Annotated in this window: 16 protein-coding genes and 3 pseudogenes; 9 read left to right on the top strand and 10 right to left on the bottom strand. The window is 48.5% G+C overall.

Annotated features, from left to right (window positions below; genetic code table 11):
• Positions 1-105, top strand: a pseudogene (locus H6F88_RS25130) (IS1 family transposase); the annotation flags it as partial.
• A 254-nt stretch (positions 106-359) separates the two neighbouring features.
• On the opposite strand, the gene H6F88_RS25125 reads toward H6F88_RS25130, so the two are convergent.
• Complete coding sequence (locus tag H6F88_RS25125) at positions 360-2,648, bottom strand: ATP-binding protein (RefSeq protein WP_199333788.1); 2,289 nt, start codon at positions 2,646-2,648, stop codon at positions 360-362.
• Positions 2,649-3,001: 353 nt separating this feature from the next.
• On the opposite strand from H6F88_RS25125, the gene H6F88_RS25120 reads away from it, so the two are divergent.
• The gene (locus H6F88_RS25120) at positions 3,002-3,904 is read left to right on the top strand and encodes a hypothetical protein (RefSeq protein ID WP_190645550.1); all 903 of its coding nucleotides are present in this window, start codon (positions 3,002-3,004) and stop codon (positions 3,902-3,904) included.
• A 119-nt stretch (positions 3,905-4,023) separates the two neighbouring features.
• Here H6F88_RS25120 and H6F88_RS25115 read toward each other — a convergent pair whose 3' ends face one another.
• On the bottom strand, positions 4,024-4,335 hold the full coding sequence (locus tag H6F88_RS25115) for a TIGR03792 family protein (RefSeq protein ID WP_190645552.1): 312 nt from the start codon (positions 4,333-4,335) through the stop codon (positions 4,024-4,026).
• A 323-nt stretch (positions 4,336-4,658) separates the two neighbouring features.
• Between H6F88_RS25115 and H6F88_RS25110 the strand changes: the two genes are divergently transcribed.
• Both H6F88_RS25110 and H6F88_RS25105 read left to right on the top strand, forming a co-directional pair.
• Positions 4,659-4,982 (top strand): phasin family protein, encoded by a 324-nt coding sequence (locus tag H6F88_RS25110; RefSeq protein ID WP_190645549.1) that lies wholly within the window; start codon positions 4,659-4,661, stop codon positions 4,980-4,982.
• Between the two features lie 118 nt (positions 4,983-5,100).
• The gene (locus H6F88_RS25105; RefSeq protein WP_190645548.1) at positions 5,101-5,691 is read left to right on the top strand and encodes an FKBP-type peptidyl-prolyl cis-trans isomerase; all 591 of its coding nucleotides are present in this window, start codon (positions 5,101-5,103) and stop codon (positions 5,689-5,691) included.
• 125 nt (positions 5,692-5,816) lie between these two features.
• Here the strand turns inward: H6F88_RS25105 and H6F88_RS25100 are convergent, their stop codons facing one another.
• From H6F88_RS25100 to H6F88_RS25080, 5 genes and pseudogenes are all read right to left on the bottom strand, one after another.
• Positions 5,817-7,694 (bottom strand): tetratricopeptide repeat protein, encoded by a 1,878-nt coding sequence (locus H6F88_RS25100; protein WP_190645547.1) that lies wholly within the window; start codon positions 7,692-7,694, stop codon positions 5,817-5,819.
• Positions 7,695-7,724: 30 nt separating this feature from the next.
• Entirely contained in the window at positions 7,725-8,276 is a 552-nt protein-coding gene (locus H6F88_RS25095) for an ATP/GTP-binding protein (protein ID WP_190645546.1), read from the bottom strand.
• 5 nt (positions 8,277-8,281) lie between these two features.
• Complete coding sequence (locus H6F88_RS25090; protein ID WP_190645545.1) at positions 8,282-8,896, bottom strand: ATP/GTP-binding protein; 615 nt, start codon at positions 8,894-8,896, stop codon at positions 8,282-8,284.
• Between the two features lie 205 nt (positions 8,897-9,101).
• Positions 9,102-9,458, bottom strand: a pseudogene (locus H6F88_RS25085) (roadblock/LC7 domain-containing protein); the annotation flags it as partial.
• Positions 9,459-9,551: 93 nt separating this feature from the next.
• Positions 9,552-9,923, bottom strand: coding sequence for a roadblock/LC7 domain-containing protein (locus H6F88_RS25080; RefSeq protein WP_190645543.1), 372 nt, complete (start codon positions 9,921-9,923; stop codon positions 9,552-9,554).
• 240 nt (positions 9,924-10,163) lie between these two features.
• On the opposite strand from H6F88_RS25080, the gene H6F88_RS25075 reads away from it, so the two are divergent.
• The 4 genes from H6F88_RS25075 to H6F88_RS25060 all read left to right on the top strand — a co-directional run bounded on the left by H6F88_RS25075 (position 10,164) and on the right by H6F88_RS25060 (position 13,177).
• A complete protein-coding gene (locus H6F88_RS25075) occupies positions 10,164-10,304 on the top strand; it encodes a hypothetical protein (protein ID WP_190645542.1) in 141 nt (46 codons plus the stop codon).
• Positions 10,305-11,110: 806 nt separating this feature from the next.
• On the top strand, positions 11,111-11,428 hold the full coding sequence (locus H6F88_RS25070; protein ID WP_190645541.1) for a hypothetical protein: 318 nt from the start codon (positions 11,111-11,113) through the stop codon (positions 11,426-11,428).
• Complete coding sequence (locus H6F88_RS25065) at positions 11,413-11,853, top strand: hypothetical protein (protein ID WP_190645540.1); 441 nt, start codon at positions 11,413-11,415, stop codon at positions 11,851-11,853. Before H6F88_RS25070 ends, H6F88_RS25065 begins: the two co-directional genes overlap by 16 nt.
• A 121-nt stretch (positions 11,854-11,974) precedes the next feature.
• On the top strand, positions 11,975-13,177 hold the full coding sequence (locus tag H6F88_RS25060; RefSeq protein WP_190645539.1) for an MFS transporter: 1,203 nt from the start codon (positions 11,975-11,977) through the stop codon (positions 13,175-13,177).
• 280 nt (positions 13,178-13,457) lie between these two features.
• On the opposite strand, the gene groL is transcribed toward H6F88_RS25060, so the two are convergent.
• The 3 genes from groL to H6F88_RS25045 all read right to left on the bottom strand — a co-directional run bounded on the left by groL (position 13,458) and on the right by H6F88_RS25045 (position 17,181).
• Positions 13,458-15,143, bottom strand: a complete 1,686-nt coding sequence (groL, locus tag H6F88_RS25055) for a chaperonin GroEL (protein ID WP_190645538.1) — start codon at positions 15,141-15,143, stop codon at positions 13,458-13,460.
• Between the two features lie 128 nt (positions 15,144-15,271).
• The gene (locus tag H6F88_RS25050; protein ID WP_190645537.1) at positions 15,272-16,657 is read right to left on the bottom strand and encodes a WD40 repeat domain-containing protein; all 1,386 of its coding nucleotides are present in this window, start codon (positions 16,655-16,657) and stop codon (positions 15,272-15,274) included.
• Positions 16,658-16,803: 146 nt separating this feature from the next.
• A complete protein-coding gene (locus H6F88_RS25045; RefSeq protein ID WP_190645551.1) occupies positions 16,804-17,181 on the bottom strand; it encodes a DUF423 domain-containing protein in 378 nt (125 codons plus the stop codon).
• A gap of 81 nt (positions 17,182-17,262) precedes the next feature.
• Between H6F88_RS25045 and H6F88_RS25040 the strand changes: the two are divergent.
• A pseudogene (locus tag H6F88_RS25040) lies at positions 17,263-17,859 on the top strand (Rpn family recombination-promoting nuclease/putative transposase); the annotation flags it as partial.
• Positions 17,860-18,031 lie beyond the last annotated feature (172 nt).

The following is an 18,031-nucleotide window of genomic DNA, read 5'->3' as shown; positions in this document are numbered from 1 at the left end:
CACCGTAAAACCTTGTGCTACTCCAAATCCCTTGAGATGTTGAAATGTTCACTCCGTTTGCTGCTTCACTATTTGAAGTATCGAGCTATTCCTCTACCTACTTAACCATTACGGTTTCAGCAACGCCGCAAAATTTTATCTTGCTGTAGCTGATGCTCGTAATCGTGGCTACCGTCGAGTACGTCGGTAATGACTAGAACAGTCCGGGAAGTTGACATATTTAATACTCAACTCACGGAGAGGGGAGTGAGAAGAGGGTGTTACTGTAGTAGGTTTTACATCGGCTAGTTTAAGCTTTAGAGACATTTTTTAACTACCCTGCTCCCTACTGCGAAGGGGGATTGACCTGTTGAAAAGTTTCAGCGCACTAGTTTATGGATGGGGTTTTTGATAGGTTGAGACTGAGCTAGTGGGAGCGTAAACCAGAAGGTTGAGCCAGCACCAGGACTGCTAATTACGCCAATTTTGCCACCGTGAGCGGTGATGATTTGCTGGCAGAGGTACAGTCCCAAGCCTAGTCCAGGCGATCGCCTCACATGAGAACCTCGGCTATACAGATCAAAAATCTGTTTACACAGGTCTGGACTGATACCAACGCCATTATCCTGCACGCTACAGCGCACCATTCCCGCTTCAACGATCGCCTTTAGCGTCAGCTTTATTCCAGGTGGGTTATATTTCAGCGCATTCGTCACCAGGTTTTCAAACACTCTCCACAGTTGAAGTGGGTCAGCGTGAACGGGCGGCAAATCAGCCGGAATAAAATTCGCCAAAACTGCCTGGTTGCGGTTGAGCAGGGGTTCTACATCGGCAATTACAGCTTGGGTAAAAGCTCTAAGGGAGGTAGGTTCAAATTGGCAAGTGACACCTTGAGTAGGACTGATGTGCGCTTCTAATAAGGAGTTAATTAAGTGAAGCTGGCGATCGCCCCCTTGCACCATTCGCTCTATCACATACCGAGGAACCTGTAGTGTTTCGCCCGGTCGGTTGAGTAAATTTTGCAGCACCAGTGACGCTCCCAGCACTGGTGTTTTGAGATCATGAGCAACCGAGTGAAGGAAAATTCTCAACTGGCGGCGTGAGTCAAACTCATTTTGCTGGAGGCGTTCGTAGGTATAAACGGTGATATCACAAATGCCATAAATCCAGAACAGATACCAGCCTATTTCAATCCAGTGCAGCGGGTTCAGGTGGAAGTTTAGACCAAATGCCAGATTGAGGCATGAGTAACCTATGAGTACACCAATTTGTGAAGCAACATGGAGTCGCCACCCTACGGGAATCAACGTCGCCATCATCAAAAACATAATTGTCCAAACCCCCATGTCTGGCCCTACCCATCCGGCGATCGCCACAAAGAGTTGTGAAATGAGAGGAATGGAGCAAGCAAAGCTAACAAACAATAACGCTGGACGAGCGCGACCGAATTGACTCCGATAGAGAATAGACCACGCCGCCAAATACAGCAAAATTGCAGCATAGGTGTATAGCCAGTAGCCTCTGTCTGAACCATTCTGAGCGGCAAACACGTCTGGAACAAACAATGTTGCGGTGCAACCAAAAGCAATCCACCAAACGAGACGCAACCGCTCAATTAGAAATTGATAGCGCCAGACCTCGTAATCGATTGCGGAGGTATTTGTTTGAATGGCGGTACTGGGTGCAAGTTCCTTTAAGCCAAGCGCTTTGCTGGCTTTTTTGACTCGCTTTAGCCCAACGTTAATCAATCCAGTCAGTAGTCCATTTACAGGAATGCGATTTCGCTGGGCTTGGATTAAACGATTTGAGCTTCTAGCTTTGTCTAGAAGTGAGTTCACCAGATCAAGTTGGCGATCGCTACTTGCTAACATGACTTCCAGCCGTAAGCGTGAAACGGACACCTGCTCCTTTGACTGATCCAGCAGATCTCTTAAGTCCTTCAAGCTGCCCAGTACTGGGGTTCGCAAATCTTCAGAGACAGTTTGAACGAAAGATTGAAGCTGCCGCCGTGACTCTACTTCAGCCCGCTTCAAATGCTCATATAAATAAACTCCCAAGTTGCAGATGAAGCAGATCCACAGCTGAAACAAAACCGCCCAGCCCTGTTGAATTAGGGGTAGATCTAAGTCTAAATCCAGAGCCGCTTTTAGCCCAAAATGAAACCCCAGTGCCCCTAGTTGAGCGAGTGCATGAAGCTTCCACCGCACTGGAATTAGAGCAACCAGCGTCAGAAATACCAGCGTGAACAGCGACACATCTAGATGAAACTGCCCATCCGGTAAGTTTTGGCTAAGGATAGCACGCTCAATCAGAGCAAATCCAATTAAAGACCCATACAATCCCAAAAGTAGGAGATCTGGATTGGCGTACTTTATTCGAGTTCTTTGTAAGAGCAAATTAACTACGACACAAATCAATGCGGCAGCGTTGCAGAGCAAGACTGTATCGGCAAGGCTTGGGTTGTAGAGGTAAAAATAAATGGATGATAGGGGCAGTTGAACTAGAGTCCACAGCAGCCCTGCCCAGGTTGCTAGAAACAGGCGATCGCGAAAGAACTTTTGTCGCCAAGCGGTGTAGTCAGCGGATTCCGAAACGGACGTAAAGGTTTTGATTCGAGCTAAGACAGCGTTAATCGGCAGAGCTTGCCATATTCTGTCTATTGCTTGCATAGCACCACCAGAGGCGTTGTTGATGTTGTTGAAGCTGTTGCGATCGCGCTACTTCTTTATCGACTGAAACTGAGGATTTTTGAAGCGCTTCTCTAAAGAATCTGATACCGATTTAAATAGATTTCACGACATATCAACTCCTTGTAAGGGCGAATGGCCATTCGCCCCTGCGGGCATCTGCATCCTTTTCAAATCAAATTGGTATGACTAATCTCGCCTGAGGATAGTTGCTCATTCCCCAAATTGTCATCCTCCAACTGGTTCACTCAGGTGGGTGAGGAGTATCACAACTTAAAGTGCCAATGTAGCAGCAGGAAAAGGGCGATCGCGCAGTTGAGATTCAAGAGGTATCTATGGTTTCCTTCCGTCTTCTGCCAGCACTCATCTCAATCAGCCTTACTTTGCCACTAGGGACAGCTTCAGCTCAACTGACTCCAGAAAACGAAGCAGCCCTGCTGAGAGAAATGCTGAGACTAAGATATGCATCTGAGGGGGAAGAAAACGTTCAAATTCTGGTGGGACAGCTTCCTGACCCGCTACCTGCCGACTTTCCGCTGCCCGAAGAAGCACAAATTATTGGCTCAATTGTGCGGAGCTATGGCTTCACAGAGATTATGTTGCGAACTGCTCAGTCATCAGAAGAAGTCTACTCTTTCTTTCAGCAACAGTTGCTCGATACTGGATGGCAATTGCAAGAACCTCACGCATCCCCGAAAGGTTTTATTGTTCGACTCAGTGAAGCTCATATTAACGATTTAGCATCTAGAGAACTGCCTCGTCAGTTTTGCTCTACCTCTCAAGCCGCTCTGCTGAATGTTTCAGCCCAACCTTCACCTGATTCGTCTGCAACAACGGTACAGCTTTCATTGATTGCCGGCGGATTTGAGTCTGAGCCTTCATCTGGGTTTAACTGCTCTTTAGGTATAGTAGAGGCACCTTTGCCCGCTTTGCTCCCTCCCACTAATGCTGTAGTCCAAGGTAGTGGCAGCAGCAGTGGCAACGGGGATGCGAGTGCAGATGCTGTGATTGAAACTGATTTAGATGCTGAAGCGTTAATCAACCACTATGCCAGCCAGCTTCAGCAGGCAGGCTGGAGGCAGATTGAGGCATCCGAAAGAGGGCTTTCCCGCTGGAGCTATCAGGATGAGGAAGGCAGAGATTGGCAAGGTTCGCTACTAATTACAGAGATTCAAGGAACACCCAATCAATATGCAGCCTCTATTCAAATATTGAGGCGATCGCTCAACGACGGCTAAACGTGAGAAGCTTTACCCCTGTAGGGGCAAACGATTGTTCACCCCTACTAGAGCATTGCTGGCTATACGGTACCTGCTTGCTTAAAGATCACCTGAGTTTTTTCCTCAGCAGTAAACAATCACGACCGCTGAAATTTACGCACTTGGTAACCTGCGGATTCCACAATTTCATGGGTATCTTCTCCGATGGCGGCGTTGAAACGGGCTTCGATCTGTTCAAGTTCCTCTGGGGAAATGGATTGCCATTCCTCAAAGCTAGACCAGCGCACAATAATAATCACCTCTGCTAAGTTGTCTGGACTGATCCACACCTCTTTGCCGAGAAAGCCAGGGTAAGTCGAAAGGGCAGCCGTCCAGATTTCCTCATCCTTTTGCACGAACTGCTCCCGCAGTTCTGGCGTGACATTGAACTTGAGCCATTCAATTACCATCTTTTCAACCTCAACAGAAACCATAAACCTAACGGCGTTGCTAACTTAGGGAGAATTTGTATGACGCACAAATTCATCCCAAAATGAAACAATGTACGGATAACCCGGCCCATTTGGAGAGCGGCTTCAGTGCTAAATTTGCCACAATAGACTCAGATCCCTTGCAAGAGATATCACGAGTCAGGCCTTCAGCAAAGGTGCAAATCTAATCTTTCAGCCTTGTTCTGTTTGTGAAGCAGTCTACTGTAGGCTGGAATCAGTCAGATTTTAGTCATTTCCTTTGCTTGACCTAGCCTCCCTTAGCACAGACATAGGAACACGGCATGGATAATAACAACTTTCTTAAGCAGATATTGATGATCGGCATTGGCACAACTTCTCTAGTTACGGAAAAGCTGCGAGAAGTGAGCGACCAGTGGGTCAAAGACGGTAAGCTAGACCCTGAGCAGGCTAACAGCTTTGTCAACGACCTGTTGCAACAGCTTAAATCTGAGCAAAGCAATTTTGAGTCGCAGATGCATCGTCAGTTGCGACACGTTTTGCAAGATTTGGGAGTGCCGCGCCAAAACGAGATGGATGAGCTGCGTGGGCGGCTCGATCGCCTGGAGCGGCAGGTGCGCGATCTGGAAAATAAACTTTGGCGCTAGCTTCAGCTAGGCTTCTAGCTGACCTGAAGTATTAAACTGGGAAGCGGATTCAATTCGGTGATTGCCGAAATTTGACTGATTGTCATGAATCCACTGTCGAACACAGGAGGACTGAATTGTGCGGGAAATTTTGATCAGCTTGGGAGTCATGGCGGTTTGTTTTGTGTTTCTGGTGGTGGCTCAATTTACTGGGACAAAGGAGGCGATCGCTGCTGAGTCTCAGCCCCCCACCCTAGAAGCTCCGGCAACTCCTGCTCAAAGCCCTGCCCAAATCTTTGCCCAAGCAATTGCGCAAGCACCCGAAATCGCGCAAGCTTCTGATCTGTTAACCCCTGATGCTACTGAACCTATGCCTGAAAACGCTGAGAATATTATCACTACCCCATCTGGCTTGCAGTATATCGATATCGAAGAAGGCACAGGTGCCACCCCGCAAGCAGGACAAACAGTAGTCGTTCACTACACTGGAACGCTGCAGAACGGCACTAAGTTTGATAGCTCTCGCGATCGCAACCAACCCTTTTCCTTTCCTTTGGGCGCGGGTCGAGTGATTCGCGGCTGGGATGAAGGCATCAGCACGATGAAAGTAGGCGGCCGCCGTCAACTGATCATTCCGCCTGAGTTGGGATACGGTGCTCGTGGTGCGGGTGGTGTGATTCCCCCCAATGCCACGCTGATCTTTGACGTGGAGCTATTGAGAATTAGCTAGTACTGCTTGATCGGCAGTTATAACGTTTCTCTAAAAAGAGGTTACAGATGGAAGGGCACCCCGCGAAGCGGGGTGCCCTTCCATCTGTAACCCTAATTTTTGGAATTGGTGGTTACTTCCTTACGTCAAATTCCTCTGATCAGGAGAACGAGAACTACGAGCAGGGCGATCGCTCCTATCGCACATCCAGCAATAATCTGTTGGATTGCAAGACGAGGGGAACGATCGCCCACTTCCATATCTGGCTGCATCTCATCGAGAGCAATTTTCTGAGACGACTGCAACCAAAACTCTAATTGACGGGCAGCAGCCGAATTTGTAGGAAACCCTTTGAGGGCGGTTTGCCAGAGGGCGATCGCTTTTTCGTCATCGCCTTCTCGTTTATAAAGGAGTCCAAGATTGGTCAGCGTTTGAGATTCTTGATAGCGATCGCCCAATTCTCTAAGCAGGCTGAGGCTTTTTTCGTAATGTTCTCTGGCTTTTTTGCGATGGTCTTGGCGAAAGTAAGCATTGCCTAGACTGTTGAGGATTTGAGCTTCTGCAGGGCGATCGCTCAGCTTGCGGCTTGCCTCTAGCGCCAGTCGATGGGTTTGCTCCCAGTTTTTCCAGTCATGTCGCAGCTCAAACCAGCGCGTCAAGCTCTGCACCAATTTCACCACAGTTTCCCATGCCTGCGTTTGGTTAGCCCACTCTAACGCTGCCAACAGGTTGAGCTTCTCCCGGTCAAACCAACTCAATACCGTTCTAAGTAACTCATCATCTCCCTGGCTAAATGCTTGCTTCTCCAGCGGGACAAGGGATTCGTCTGTCAAGTCAAATGCCAACGCCAGCAATCCAGCTGTCTCGCAGTACCAGTAGCTTGCTCTTAAGCGAACGATTCGCCGCATTTCAGCCGATTCGCCTCTGGCAAGTTGTTCTTTAGCAAATAGGCGAATCAGATCATGCAGCCGAAAGCAGCCCGGCTCGGCAGGCTCCAGCAACCCTGATCTCACCAGCGCAGATAGAATTTTGTTTGCGGCTTCCAGGTCGCATTTCAGCAACGCGGCCACAATTGCGGCGGTTAGGTTGGGGCGCACCAACAGCCCAATCAGCCGCAGCAGACGCGCGATCGCCTTTTCTTGTTGGGCATAGCTGACCGCAAAACTAGCCCGAACATCTAAGTAGCTAGACTGTAGCTGTTCTAGTTTCTGGCGTTCATCGGCTAGCCGATCTGCATAGTTTTCAGGTGGCTGAGCTTGGTTGCACAGTGTGCCACCAGTAATCTTGAGTGCCAGAGGCAACCGACCGCAAAGCGTAACAAGCTGCTCGGCAGCGGTTAGTTCTGGTGATACATGCCCTACTTTTTGCAGCAGTTCGAGTGCTTCCGCTGGGGGCAAAGGTTCTAGCTCTAGCGTGGTTCCGGGCAGTTCCAATCGCTGACGACTCGTGACAATTGCTGTACAGGTTGGGCTATCGGGCAACAAGGGTTGCACCTGGGCTGCATCACGGGCGTTATCCAGCACCATCAAAACCCGTCTTCCAGACAGCATCAGTTGATAAATGCTCTGCTGCTCTGCCAGACTTGCTGATGCCATCGGGTAGCCCACGCCCAAGGCTTGTAAAAAACTGCTTAAAACCTCTTGCGGCTCTAGCGGTTGATTTTCTGTACCACGCAAATTTGCATAAAACTGAATCTCTGACAGGTCGTGCTTGATGCAATGAGCAACATGAATTGCAAAGGCTGACTTACCTACGCCCGCTGTTCCGGATACGGTCAACAGAGTGGGATCGCCTTCACCCTGTGCTTGAAGAATCGCGATCGCCTGCTCTAACTCAACTGATCGCCCGGTAAAGTGGGTAATCTCCGTTGGAAGCTGATGCAGCGAGGCAGATTCTACTCCGAGGGTATGCAGACATGTGCGAATCTCATGGCGATCGCCCCAGGTTCCTGTTCTTGGGTCGTGATGATGCAGTTCATACTCCTGTTCAGCCTTTGCTGAGGCTCGTGTCTCATCGCCCATCATCGTTCTACGTACCCTGTTGACTTATTTTCACTAACCGACGTACTGTTCCCCCGCCCAGTGAGGAGTCAACAGCACCGCCGAAGTCGCCAGTGCAGCAAACACTGAAGCCCGATGGTGTGGATTAACGACCACCACGGGCGGGCGATCGCTTCGACCATAGCCCAACCCTGTGAGTATCTCCTCCGAACTTAACGCCCCAGCACAGTCTGTATGTGTCAGTCCTATCACCATCGGAACCTCAACCCGTTTTTGCATAAATGCAATAATTTCACGAGTTGGCTGAAAGTCTTCTCGACGGTGGGCTGCGACCAGCAAGATGTAAGCTTCTGCCCGTTGAATCAAAAGCTCCCACATAAAGTCAAATCGCACCTGTCCTGGCGTACCGTAGATGTGCAAAGCGACCTGAGAATTAAGCTGAATTCGATTAAAGTCAAATGCTACCGTCGTTGTTTTCTTCAGCGCAGCGATTTCGTCTGTTGCAATTTCATCTGTTTCTACACTGCCAAGCTCACTCACCGTTTGCACAAAGGTGGATTTGCCCGCTCCCACCGTTCCTGTCACCACCAAACGCAAGGTTTTCATTCCCATCACCGCACAATTTGAACTTTGGGTCGATACTCCTCCTGTCCAAAATTTTGCCGAGTTGGAACAGTGTTCAAATCCGGCGCAAGCTGTGACATCAGGTAGGACATCAACATGACGTTGAGCGTTTCTAAAACCGAATTTTTCTCATTGGGGTTAACGGTTACGATTGTCGGCAGGTTGCTCAAATCGGTGTAGCCTAGCCGCATCGCAATTTCCTCTGGCGATCGTGCCCCCGGACAATCTCGATGGGTCAGCCCAATCACCATTGGGATCTGCACCCGTTCATTCATAAACGCAATGATTTGACGTGCTTTTACCAATTCATCAATCCGGTGAGCCGCAACCAGCAGCACATAAGCATTGGCGCGTTGAATCAAAATATCCCACATGAAGTTAAAGCGTGATTGCCCCGGAGTGCCATAAATGTGAATTTCTAATCTGGGTCCAAACGAGAGCCGACCAAAGTCAAAGGCGACTGTTGTTTTCTGTTTGATTTGGGCTGTTTCATCGGTTGCAGCGCGATCGGTGTCGATCGCCTCAATGTCGCTCACCGTGCGAACAAAAGTGGACTTGCCCGCTCCCGCAGTTCCCGTTACGACTAAACGCATGAGTCTCATGGTATTGCTCCACAAAAAGATTCCAGTCTTGCAACTTTGAGAAAGTTACCTCTGTAGGGGCGAACGGCGTTCGCCCTTACCCAAGCATCGCCAGTTATGCGGTAATTTCTTTCCTAAGAATTGTCTAAGCTCTAGCTGATCGAGCGCGAGACATCATGCCAATCGAAGATTCGGGTCGAGGTTGACCCACGTTGAATAATGTACTTCTTAAATCAGAAACGGCGCGTTTGATTTCCAGCATTAGCACACCCTGTTTTGCCGTCTTTCCTGCTAGCACCAAAAAGACGGCATCTTGCCCACAGCTTGTCAAAATGCTAAATCCTTCATCGCCTTCCACGTAAAGTCGGTCAATCGTGCCTCGCGCCAGTTCTTTACCGATGCGTTCGCCTAAAGACAGCATCGCGGCAGACATCGCCGAAACTCGCTCCTCATCCATTGCACCAGGCAAATTGGCGACTAAAGGTAAACCATCGGGTGTGACTAGTGCTGCTCCCTGAACATCAGAAGTCGCAGAGACAAAATTTTGAAGAATTAGCCCAAGTCTTTCTGTATTGATCGCCATTGTTGTGTTCCTGCCTAAATTTCTAAAGGTGTGCCAAACCAGGCTTCTAGCTACATCAGTCAGTTCTTTTCAGTTCTCTAATATCCTTACCCTTTAGAACAAAGTATGTTTGAGATCAGAAAGGGCACGCTTGATTTCCAGCATCAATACACCCTGTTTTGCAGCTTTTCCTGCTAGTACCAAGAAGACTGCATCCTGCCCGCAACTTGTTAAAATGCTGATGCCTTCATTGCCCTCTACATACAGACGATCAATTGCACCCCTCGCTAATTCTTGACCGATACGTTCGCCTAAAGACAGCATTGCAGCAGACATTGCCGAGACTCGCTCTTCATCCATTCCACCAGGCAAATTAGAAGCCAAAGGTAGCCCATCAGGAGTAACAATTGCTGCCCCTTGAACATCAGACGTAGTGGATACAAAATTTTGCAGGATGTACCCTAGTTTCTCTGTGTTGATTGCCATGATTGTGTGCCTGTTTGTGTATTTCTACTTGAGGTTGGAGATTGTTGGATTAGAAGGTTCTGCAGCTTCTGAACCGAATATTGTTGAGCCTATGCTCTAAGCAATGAGGCGCTTGAATAAACCTTTCTACCCTGTTTCTTTAAGGGCTGCAGCTGAGGTAACTATTTATCTTCTGTTTTCCAACTTCGTGAGCGATCATTGTTATTGCTGAAATGACACGTTGAGAACTAATCTCAATCTGTGCGTAAAGCTCAATTTGCTAGTGCGATCGCGATAGCCAGCACCCCAATCAACCCATCCTGGAAACATTTCATGAAACTGCTGCAAAAAAGTTTCATGTATGTGATGCATCCTTCTCAAATGCTGCTCAAGTTGGAGTGACTATTTATTATTAACAGTTAGATTTGCTAATGTCTGTATTTTCAAAGAAATGTTTGTCTCTTTTTCGTATTCTTTTTGTCAAGGGTTGAAACATTCATTGACGCCATTTTCACGAGTTAAAAAATTTGACACTTTGTTTATTCTTCAAGACGGTTAATGGTTTTTACAACGAACTAGTCGTTCAGACAAGTTAGAAATCAATGCACAAGATTAATGACCTTTTCGGGAAATTCCTAATCTATCCGGATGCTTGAATTAATGAATTAGGCAATGCAAGGTTGCACACTTGTTTAGATAGTTAAGCAATTTCCAGCATAAATTTACATTGCTTAACGGAGCTTGGTTGCACAATTTGCATGAGGAAAAACTCTGGTTGATCAACATCGATTCAGCCTTATCAAGGCTTAGAAGATTCTTTGCTCCTGTGGAAAGAGGCTTTTAATTTGCTTTTACTTAGAAGATTTTTACTGTAAGCTCTTTAGATGTCTCGTCTTTTGTAACAATCGGCTTAACTAAATCGTGGATTAATCTATGCTTTGGGGTCAACTAATATGAAAAAATCAATGGTTGTTTGAATGGCTATATTACTAACTCATTCAGTTAATTTGTCTGCAATACTTGCACTTTTCTTTGATTAGATAAATTGCTAATTAATAGTTTGATGTGTTGCAGATTGAGCGATTGTATTGCAGCTTTTGAGCAGGCAAACGAGGCAATTCCCGCTCTTTTTCTCAATCATCTAATCTGAAACGATTGCATTATGGTAGAAGAATGTGTCGTCAATCCAAGACTGTGTTGCAAATTCCATGACTAATAATCTGGGTTCTTCTGACCAATCCACACCCAAAAATATTTCTGAGCAGAAGGTAGCCATCAAGATACAGCTACCCATGAGTTTGGCAAAAGCAATCAAGCGGCGTGCTAGTCGATTGGGTCAAGATCACAATGAGGTGATTTTGGCGGCACTTCAACGTCTGCTGGAGGAGGAGGAGGAACCTGATCAGCTTACCTCTTCCCGATTTGTCACCGTTGAGGACTTAACGGAGCTAGTTACCCGCATTAGTGCCTTAGAATCGGTCAGTAGTAGGATGAAAGATTTGCAGGGAAAGTGGATCGCCTCCTGAGTGAGCGATCGCCCTCACCTCAGGAGGCTTCTCCAACCCATTTTTTCGATTCAGAAGCGACTTTTGCAGAGGCGATATCTGTTGAGCCCTTACCGCCTCAACCGACTCAAACTTTTAGCTTGACTCCTTCTCATCAGGAAACCTGCCCAAAATGCAGCAGTCGGCTTGGACCGCCACTGAAATCATCTGGACGACAGATTTGCATTAAGTGCGGATGGACAGATAAGCCTAAAGGAGCTACTGCCTCCCAACGAGACGAAATCCCTCGTGCAGCTTCTGCATCCGTCAGCTTGCCCGACTACGAACTCAGGAAACTACTAGACCAGGCTGCTTCTGAGTCTTTGAACAACATGAAGCCCAAGCGTAAGCAAACCCCAAATTCTAATAAAAATAAGTCGCTGCCGTTGGAGGATGAGGGGGAGTGAGGGCGAAGCAGAAGCGATCGCTTCTTTAAAGTCGCTACTCTCCAAGGTCATTACTCTAAGATGAGTGAGTCATGGCACTCTGCCTGATCCTTGTCCGACCTACCTAAAAGGGAGTTCAATTGTGCAGCCTACCGCAAACAATGCTCCAGACAACACTCCTCAAACTCCAAAAGGGCTGCTCGGCGATCAAAATCTTTTAATCATTTTTGCGATCGCCCTGATTGCTATCCTGGGAGTCTCTAGCGTCACGCCAACGTTTCCTCGCTTAGCTGAAGCGCTGGAGGTGCCACCCCAAAACATTGGGTTGCTAGTCACCGTCTTTACCTTTCCCACAGTAGTTTTAGGTCCGGTTTTAGGCTTTCTAGCCGATCAGTTTGGCAGGCGAAAAATTTTGGTTCCGTCTTTGCTGCTGTTTGGCATTGCGGGGACAGCCTGTGCCTTTGCCCGTGACTTTAATCTGCTGCTATTTCTCCGCTTTCTTCAGGGTGTTGGAGCCGCATCGTTACTGTCGCTCAGTATTACCCTAATTGGCGACTTATATTCGGGAGACAGGCGCATCACAGCGTTGGGCTATCACGGTAGCGTCACCAGCATGGGTACAGCTAGCTATCCCATTATCGGTGGGGCGCTTGCTAGCCTGGGCTGGTATTATCCGTTTGCGCTGCCGATTTTAGCAATTCCAGTAGGGCTGCTAGTTCTGTTTGCGCTGCATAATCCTGAACCCAAAGCCCGGTTAAATTTACACGAATATTTGAGAAATGCCTTGACCGTGCTAAAGAATCGTCAGATTCTTGGGTTATTTCTAGCCAGCACTGCCAATTTTGTGCTGCTCTATGGTGCTTACATCACTTACTTGCCGCAATTGATTGAGGAATCGTTTCAGACCTCTACTTTTACGATTGGGCTGATGCTCTCTAGCGTTTCGGTGGCGATCGCCCTTACGTCTTCTCAAATCGGCAATTTAGCAAGGCGCTTTTCACCTCAAACCCTGATCAGAATCTCCTTCGGGTTTTATGGGCTGGCGCTGCTGCTCGTTCCGTTTATGACTAATCTCTTGATGCTGCTGATTCCAACGACTCTCTTTGGCATTGGCTTGGGTATTGGTTTTCCCAGTATTCAAACACTTCTGGCAGAGCTATCGCCCCGACAGTATTTGGCGACTGTAATGTCGGTCAATGGTACTTTTTTTGGCATTGGTCAAACGCTAGGCCCTGTGCTGATGGGAGTTGCCTTTGCGATCGGAGGGATTAACAGCGTCTTCTTTGTAGGAGTTGGATTTGCGATCGCTGTCTCCATCGTCTTCCGCTATTGCGTTTGTATGTAATACCATTCCAAAAACTAAGGCTACAGATGGAAGGGCACCCCGCTCAGCGGGGTGCCCTTCCATCTGTAGCCTCGTTTTAGAGAAACGTTGTAATGCCGTTTCTACATGAGCTTACTATTTTGAAGCGTGTCCCAATTACAGCCGTTTTCAGATGAGTCAGCCACATCGTAGGGGCGAACGGCCGTTCGCCCTTACAAAAGATTGTGGTTTATCCAAGTGAAACCCGCTGTAAGCGAAGACACGCCTCAATATATGTTGGCTTATTTGAGAGGACGCAGCATTACATCATACCCATGCCACCCATGCCACCCATACCACCCATGCCGCCCATGCCGCCCATGCCACCCATACCGCCCATGCCACCATCGGCAGGAGCCGCAGATTTAGGTTCTGGCTTTTCGACGACGAGCGCTTCAGTGGTGATTACCATGCCAGCAACGGAACCCGCATCTTGCAGAGCAGAACGTACCACCTTTGCGGGGTCGATGATTCCGGCTGCAACTAGGTCTTCAAATTCGCCCGTCAGAGCATTGTAGCCAACGTTGAAATCCAAATCACGGACCTTCTCAACAATTACGGAACCTTCGGCTCCAGCGTTGTCTGCAATTTGACGCAGTGGGGCTTCCAGGGCTTTGATTACAATGTCTGCCCCGATCCTTTCTTCAACGTTCAAGCTGTTCCTGAAGTCCTGCTGCACTTTCTGAGCCAGGTGAATCAGGGTTGTGCCACCACCCGGAACGATGCCTTCTTCAACGGCTGCTTTGGTTGCGTTGAGCGCGTCTTCGATTCGCAGTTTGCGATCTTTAAGTTCAGTTTCTGTGGCAGCTCCAACTTTGATTACCGCAACGCCACCAGACAGTTTTGCCAACCGCTCTTGCAGCTTTTCTTTGTCGTAGTCAGATTCAGTGCGACCCAGTTCCTGGCGAATTTGAGCGATGCGCTTGTCTAGATCAGCTTTATTAGCAGCTTCAGCGACGATCGTAGTGCTGTCTTTGGTAATCGTCAGCTTACGAGCAGTTCCCAACATGTCAAGGCTGGCAGTGTCGAGGCTCAAGCCGATTTCCTCGGAGATCATTTGTCCACCGGTGAGGACGGCAATGTCTTGCAGCATGGCTTTGCGACGTTCGCCAAAACCAGGTGCTTTGATCGCGACAGCGTTCAGTACTCCACGCAAACGGTTGACGACTAGCGTTGCCAGAGCTTCACCATCTACGTCTTCTGCAATGATCAGCAGGGGTTGACCAGAACGAGCAATTTTTTCAAGGACGGGCACCAGGTCTTGAATGGTGCTGATTTTCTTGTCAGTGAGCAGAATCCGAGCGTTTTCAAGCTCGCAGATCATCCGCTCACTATCGGTTACGAAGTAGGGTGAGATGTAACCCCGATCGATCTGCATCCCTTCAACTGTTTCCAGTTCGGTTGCTAGAGATTTAGATTCTTCGACGGTAATTACGCCATCTCTGCCGACTTTATCCATTGCTTCGGAAATCATCGCGCCGACTTCTTCATCACTGCCCGCAGATACGGCAGCAACCTGGGCGATCGCATTTCCTTCAATGGGCTTAGCAATTGCTTCAATTTCTCTAACAATCTGGGCGATCGTTTTCTCGATGCCGCGTCGCAAGCTAACCGGGTTTGTTCCTGCTGCAACGTTCTTCAAGCCTTCCCGAATCATTGCCTGAGCCAGAACGGTGGCGGTGGTTGTACCATCTCCCGCCAAATCCTTAGTTTTAGAGGCAACTTCGCGAATCAGTTGAGCGCCCGTGTTTTCTAGCGGATCTTCTAATTCAATTTCCTTGGCGATCGTGATGCCGTCGTTGACAATCTGGGGTGCGCCATACTTCTTCTCTAGCACGACGTTTCGACCTTTAGGTCCAAGCGTGATTCGCACCGCGTCAGCAAGGGCATTTACGCCTCGTTCTAGCGCTTGCCGAGATTCTTCATCAAATACAACAAATTTTGCCATTGCCTGTCTCTCAGTTTCTCTATCTGAGTTCTCCTTCCAGAATTTAGCACTCTCTGATGGGGATTGCTAACGATCAGTTTCTCTCCAACAATGGCGGAATTCACGACTTGCCAAGGAAGGCTCGTTATCTATCGCTGCCAAACTTGAACTGTTGAGCCAGCGACCGCAATAAATCGCTCTCCATCAGCGGTGAAGTGAAAGGGAACACCTGAATAGAGATCTGGGAAAGTCTGCTGGCTCTCTCCAGTTGTGATGTTGAACAGTCTGACGCTGTAAGGCGAGAGGTCGTAGGAAGGAGTATTCTCAGTCGATGCAACCAGGGCATCAGCGGCGAGGGTTTGACCGTCAGGGCTAAAGAGGAGGCGATCGCCAAACGGCGGCGGTGCGGTAGTTAGTCCTTGATTGATCGGCATTGTGCGTTCTAGTTGTAGCGATCGCATACTCCAAAGTTTTACTGTGCCGTCTTCGCTCCAGCTTGCTAGAGTTCTTCCATCCGGGCTAAAGGTTAACGAGCGGATACCACCTATGTGTCCGGTGAGAGTTACGACTCGTGCACCAGTTCGGGTATTCCACAGTTTGATGGTGTTATCAGGGTCAACAGTAGCAATGATTTGCGTCAACCCAGAGGCAAGCCGAATTCCGCTAGGGTGAAAAGCAAATGGGATGCGACGACCGTTATCCGTGTCGGTTCTGCTTTGAGACAACTGGCGAATCGGTTGTCCATCTATATTCCACAGTTGCAGAGCGTTACTGTCATGGAGAACGCTGACGAGGCTTTGTCCATCTGGGCTAAAAGCAACCGTTTGAATTTTGTCTTGTCCGGGTTGCATTCCCAAGCTGAGGGTGCGGCGCACTTCACCAGTGTTAAGGTTCCACAATTTCACAGTCAGGTCAGAACTGCCGCTGGCAAGGGTTTGACCGTCGGGGCTAATGGCGATCGCATGAACTGCATACTGATGTCCGCTCAACGTGCGAATTGCCTCACCCGTTCTGGCATTCCATAGCTTTACAGTGCGATCGGACATACCTGCCGCAACAGTTTCGCCATCGGGTGTAAAGGTGATCGCGTGAACCACATCTCCCATTAAATGAATATTGACCAGCGAACCTGGTTCTTGAATGTCACCATTAGGAGAAACCCATTCATCGGCAGTACCTTGAACCAGCGTGGCTGTCTTTTCTCCCGTTTGCAGATTCCACAGCGTCAGGGTGCTACTGGGGTCATTGCTACAGGAACGCTCCCGACTAATGCTGCTGACCGCAAGCGTTTGACTATCAGGACTAACGGCCATTCTGCTGGGATAAACCGGACAAACTGTACCTGGATAGACCTGGCTTTCTAGGTCAATCTCATAGCTCAGTTGAGCGTTCTCCCAGGTATCTAATTGATCTGCCTGGACTATGGTAGTCGTCGGGCCGGGTTGAGATGAACTATGTGGCTGAAGGGTTAGCGCTGAAGCAGGAATTGCAGCAAACAGGGCGAAAAAGGTAAAAGAGGCGATCGCAAAACGCATAAATCAGTAGCCGTAGCAAATAGTAGCCATAACATTTGAATAGAGATGCATCCTAAGTGCAGTCCCTCATCCAATGATGGCGAGAAGTTGTGCGATCGCTCCTTTGAATATGGCAGAACCACAACTGGCATGACGAGCGGCGATGCTTATTTCAATCCCCAAGATGCGATCGCCAAACATCCCCAACCGATTAGAAAGGCAACGCCTCCTAAAGGTGTAATTGCCCCCAACCATTTAATTCCAGAAAGGCTCAAGGCGTAAAGGCTACCTGAAAAAATTGCGACTCCAACGACGAAAGCGATCCCCGATGCGGTTAAAAGAGATTGATTTGTCTCAGCCCGCAGCAGCAACAGCGTCACCAATAGCAACGCCAGCGCATGATACATCTGGTAACGTGCCCCAGTCTCAAAGATTTCTAGGGCGCGATCGTTCAGTTTCTCTTTCAGTGCATGGGAAGCAAAAGCCCCAGCCGCAACTGAGGTGCCACCCAAAATGGAGGCGATCGCCAAAAAAATTTGACTCATGATTGCCCAATAGCTCCGAAAACTGCAATAGGATGATGAATCGGGTTTAGGAATGAATTGGTTTGGAGCGATCGCCCCACCATGATTGATCATGATCGCTTATTCAAAGAATTGCTCTCTACTTTTTTTGTGGAATTCATCGACCTATTTCTACCAGAGGTTAGGGCTTATCTGGAGCCGAATTCTCTCACCTTTCTAAATACGGAAGTATTTACTGATGTGACGGAGGGCGATCTCCACGAAGCTGACCTGCTCGTCCAAGCCAACTTTCGAGGAGAAGACTCCTGTTTTCTAATTCACACTGAGCATCAGTCTTACGCTGAATCAAACTTCGGGCAGCGAATGTTCAACTACTTCGCCAGACTCTATCAGAAATATCGCTTGCCCATTTACCCAATTGCCGTCTTTTCGTTTGATGAACCGTACCGGGCAGAGGGCGATCGCTTTGAAGTCACATTCCCCAACAAACTGGTGTTGCAGTTCAACTACGAAGTCATTCAACTTAATCGCTTGAACTGGCGCGACTTCGTTCGCCAGCCTAATCCTGTTGCTAGTGCGCTCATGGCAAAAATGAGAATCCCTCAAGCAGAACGCCCCAAAGTTAAGCTCGAATGTCTGCGTTTGCTGGCAACCCTGCGCTTAGATCCAGCCCGAATGCAGCTAATCTCTGGCTTCATTAGACTTCCTGCACGAATATAAAGTGAGTGTGACAGTTGAGGATCGCAGCGAAGCAAGATAGCTTCTGAATAGAAGCTAATGTCAGAAGCAGATATGCGATATAACGAGTTGGAGCATCTATCGAAGCGCCACTTTAAGCGCTTGTGTGGGGTCAACCGTGAAACGTTTAGCG

It is taken from the genome of Oculatella sp. FACHB-28, assembly GCF_014696015.1.
In the GTDB taxonomy this organism is placed as follows: Bacteria; Cyanobacteriota; Cyanobacteriia; order Elainellales; family Elainellaceae; genus JAAUTN01.
Note: the sequence above shows the minus strand (reverse complement) of the source record. Positions and strands in the feature narration are given on the sequence as shown.